Consider the following 4,118-nt stretch of genomic DNA (forward strand, 5'->3'; position numbering starts at 1 on the left):
GTCGGCAGCGGGTAGTCGGTGAGCGACGGGCCGGCCACCTGCGCCAGCCCCTGACGCAGCGCCGCCTGCAGGTCACCTGGGGAGCGCGCGCCCGGAGCGACCGGGGCGGCCGTCCCCAGCCCGGTATCGATACCCGCCGGGGTCACGGTGCTGCCGGAAGCGGCCGCGCTGTCACGGCTGACCGGACTGTAACCAGCACCGGGACCACCAGCCTGACCGGACAAGGCCACACTCGCCCCCGCGCCCGACAGGGCACTGCCGCTGACCGGGGACGCACTGCCGCCGCTCAGCCCCCGTCCGGCCTGCGCCCCCACCGGGGTTAACGCGCTCACGCCCGCCAGCGTCGGCGTGGCCAGCGCCGGCATAAAGCCGCCGCTGCCGGGTTGCAGGCTGGTGTTGCTGATATTCTGGGTGAAGCTGGCGGTTATCGCGCCGCCCGCCTGAATGGTCGCGGCGTAGGTCTGGCCGGGGGTGGATATGATTTGTCTATCTTTTAATACATATCGAACGATATCACTATCATACCGATCTCTATTAATGAAACTTATTTCATGATCTCTAAGATAATCAAAATAATCCACATTATTATCCCATCGATAATTACCTTTAATTACATTTTGAAGCCATTCGATAGGGGCCATGCCTAAAATATCTAAATCATATTCGCTTGATTTATACTCATACACCAAGTTTTCTGACAAAGAGCCCGAACGATAAGAACTATTTCTCAGCGTCTCTCCGGAAAGATAAATATTCCCTTTTGAATAAATCGCAGCAGCATCATTAATTAATAATCCGGCGATAATATTCATGTCTCTGGCGGAAGAAATACTCCCTTGAGCATTAGTTGAATTTACAGTGATATTATTGGATAAGGTACTGAACGTTAACGTTAATAAATCATCCCTCACTGGAAATGGGAGAAAATGTATGTCTTCAAGATCTGAGCCACCTTCTCTATTAGGGTTAGAATTGGCTGTATAGGCTGCAATATCACCGTCTTTAAACCAATCAATAGGAACATAAATCGTCGTCCCGCCGGCCCAGTCCGGCATGTCCGCCGCCGTGCTGCCGCTCTCCGTCACCACCAGTCCCTCCCGCTGGTTGGTCAGCGTCCCGGTCCGGACCGTGATATCCCCACGCTGCGTCTCTATCGTCCCCGAACTGTTCAGCACGCTGCCGCTCGCCGTGCCCGCCGCGTCGCGCTGTATCCACAGACTGTTGCCCGCCAGAATGTTACCGAACCGGTTCACCAGCGCATCCGACAGCAGCCACAGATTACCCCCGCCGTACAGCAGACCGCCGTTCTCTATCACCCCGCCCGCCTGCAGCAGCAGGTCCCCCGCCGTCCCCACAAAGCCCCGGTTGACGATGCCGCCAGTCGCCCGCAGACTCAGCGCGCCGCCCCCCTGAATGCTGCCGCTCTCCGTCTGGTTGATGGTTGCCGCCGACAATGTGCCGTCGCCCGTGCCCGCCACGATGCGCCCCTGCTGCGTCAGCGTGCCCGTGCTCGTCACCGTCACCCCGTTGCCCTGCAGCGTCCCCGCCTGCACCAGGTCCCCCGTCACATTCAGCGTCAGTTGCCCCCCCGCCGCCAGCGCGCGGGTGAAGGTGAACGCGTTGCCGATGTCCGCCCGCAGGTCGCCCAGCGCCGCCAGTTGCCCGCTCTGCACCAGTTGCCCGGTGCGCAGCTGCAGTGCGCCTGCGCTGTACAGCCGCGCCCCGTCCGCGTTGTCGAGACGCGCCGCCTGCAGCGCCAGCCGCGTCAGCCCCAGCAGCGTGCCCCGGTTCTCCAGCGTCCCGTCGGTGGTGATGTCCAACTGCCCCGCCTGCACCGTCCCGCGGTTGGTCCACTGCGGCAGGTGCAGCGTCAGCCCGCGCTGCGCCTGCAGCGTGCCGTCGTTGTCCAGCTGCGCGGTGGTCAGCGTCAGGTCCTGACCCTGCACCCAGCCCGCGTTGGTCAGCTGCGGCGCGCCCAGGGCCAGCCGGCCGCCCGACAGCAGCTGCCCGCCGCGCTGGTTGTCCAGCCGGCTACCGCCCGCGACCGTCAGCCCGTCCCGGCCTTCCAGTTGCCCGGCGTTGCTCACCGTCGCCGCGCCCAGCGACACCGTCCCGCCCGACAGCACGGCCCCGGCGGTGTTCTCCAGGGCGTCATCCAGCGTGGCGCTCAGCTGCCCGCCGGCGGTTACCGTGCCCTGATTGCGCAGGCGCGCGGCACGCAACGTCACGTCCCGTGCCTGCCACTGCCCGGCCTGGTCTATCGTCGCCGCACTCAGGCCGAACGCGCCGTTGCCGCCCACCCGGCTGTCCACCCCGCCCACATAGGCACCGGTCAGTCGGATGTCGCCGTCGTCCAGCCCCAGCAGGGTCCCCTGATTGAACAGGGTGTCCGCCGTCAGCGCCAGCCGCGATGCCTGCCACAGGCCCCGGTTGTCCAGCGTGCCGGTGGTGAGCCGGCCGGCCCCGCCGCTCAGCAGCTGCCCGCCCGCCTGATTGACGAGGCCGTCGCCGAAGTCCGCCGTCAGGTCGCCCAGCGCGGTCAGCGTGCCGCCGTTGTCAAACTGCCGCCCGCGCAGCGTCGCCAGCCCCCGGGTGGTCAGCTGGCCGGTACTGGTCAGGCTGGCCGCGTCAACCGTCAGACTGTCCAGCCCGGTTATCCGCCCCCGGTTGGTCAGCGAGGCGCCGCTGACGCGCAGCTCGCCCGCCTGCCACAGCCCGCCGTTGTCGGCGGTGTCGAGGGCCAGCGTCATGGCGCCGCCGCTCAGCAGCCGGCTGTCGGTCCCGCCGTCATAGCGCGTCACCCCGTCCAGCGTCAGCGCCGACGTGCCCTGCAGGCTGCCGGCGTTGTCCACCGTGCCCGCCCGCACCGTCAGCGCGTCGCCCTGCAGCACGCCGGCGTTGTTCAGCGCCTGCGCGCTCACGTTGGCGACCCCGTTGCCCAGCAGCGCCCCGTCCGCGGTATTGGTCAGCCGCTCCCGGCTGGTCACGTCCAGTTGCGACAGCCCCACCAGCCGCCCGCCGTTGCTCAGCGCGCCGGTGGTGAGCGTCAGCCGCTCGCCGCCGATGTCGCCCTGCTGCGTCACCCGGTCCGCCGTCAGCGTCACCGCCCCGTTGCCCCGCACCTGGCTGCCCGTGCCGCCGGTATACGCCTGCGTCAGGGTCAGCGTGATGTCCCGCTCCGCCTGCAGCACCCCGTCATGGGTCAGCGTGTCCGCGCTCAGCAGCAGGTTTTTCCCCTGCCACTGCCCCAGACTGGTCACCGTTCCTGCCTGTATTTGCCAGTCGCCGTTGCTCAGCAGCCGGCCCGACTCGCCCACCGTCAGCCCGGCGCCCAGCGTCAGCCCGCCGCCCTGCTCCGCCAGCAGCGTGCCGCCGTTATCCAGGCTGTCGCCGGTCAGGCTCAGCGTACGGCTCTCCAGCCGTCCGGCGTTGGTGATGTCCCCGGCGCGCAGCGTCAGCGCCCCGCCGGTCGACAGCGTGCCCGCATTGTCCAGCCCGCGCCCGGTGAGCCGGCCGTCGCCCCCGGCGCTCAGCGTCCCGCTGTTGCGCAGCTCGCCCGCCCCGAGGGCCTGAACATCCTGCGCCAGTTGCCGGGCCGCCCGCCGCAGCGGGTCGCCGTCCGCCGTCGGCAGCGTGACCACCAGGTCGCCGTCGCTGTGTATCCGCCCGCCGTTGCGCAGGCGGTCCGCCGTCAGCTGCAGGCGGCCGGCCTGCCAGTCGCCGTCGTTCTCTGCCGTCGCCGCACTCAGCACCGCCGCCCCCTGCGTCAGCAGGCGACCGGTGGCGGTGTTGGTGAGTGCGTTATCGGCCGTCAGCGTCAGCGCCGAGAGACCCAGCACCTGCCCGGCGTTGCGCACGCGCCCGACGTCGGCCGTGATACGCTCGCCCTGCCAGCCGCCCTGATTGTCCAGCGTGGCGGCCGTCAGACGCCCGTCCCCCTGGCTCAGCCACTGCCCCGTCGCCCGGTTGCGCGCCGTCCCGGCTATCGCCAGCGTCAGCGCGTCCACCCCCAGCAGCGTGCCGCCGTTGTCGAGTTGGTCTGCCGTCAGCGCCAGTCGCCGCCCTTCCAGCCGCCCGGTATTGGTCAGCGTCCCCGCCGTCGTCACCGTCAGCGCCGT

General features: G+C 68.1%; 1 protein-coding gene. It reads right to left on the reverse strand.

The window, feature by feature from the left end:
- On the reverse strand, nucleotides 1-4,118 hold a 4,118-nt coding region (locus FDP13_RS21370), incomplete at both ends, for a beta strand repeat-containing protein (protein ID WP_370512569.1).

This window comes from Dickeya sp. ws52, assembly GCF_007210685.1.
GTDB classification, from domain to species: domain Bacteria; phylum Pseudomonadota; class Gammaproteobacteria; order Enterobacterales; family Enterobacteriaceae; genus Dickeya; species Dickeya chrysanthemi.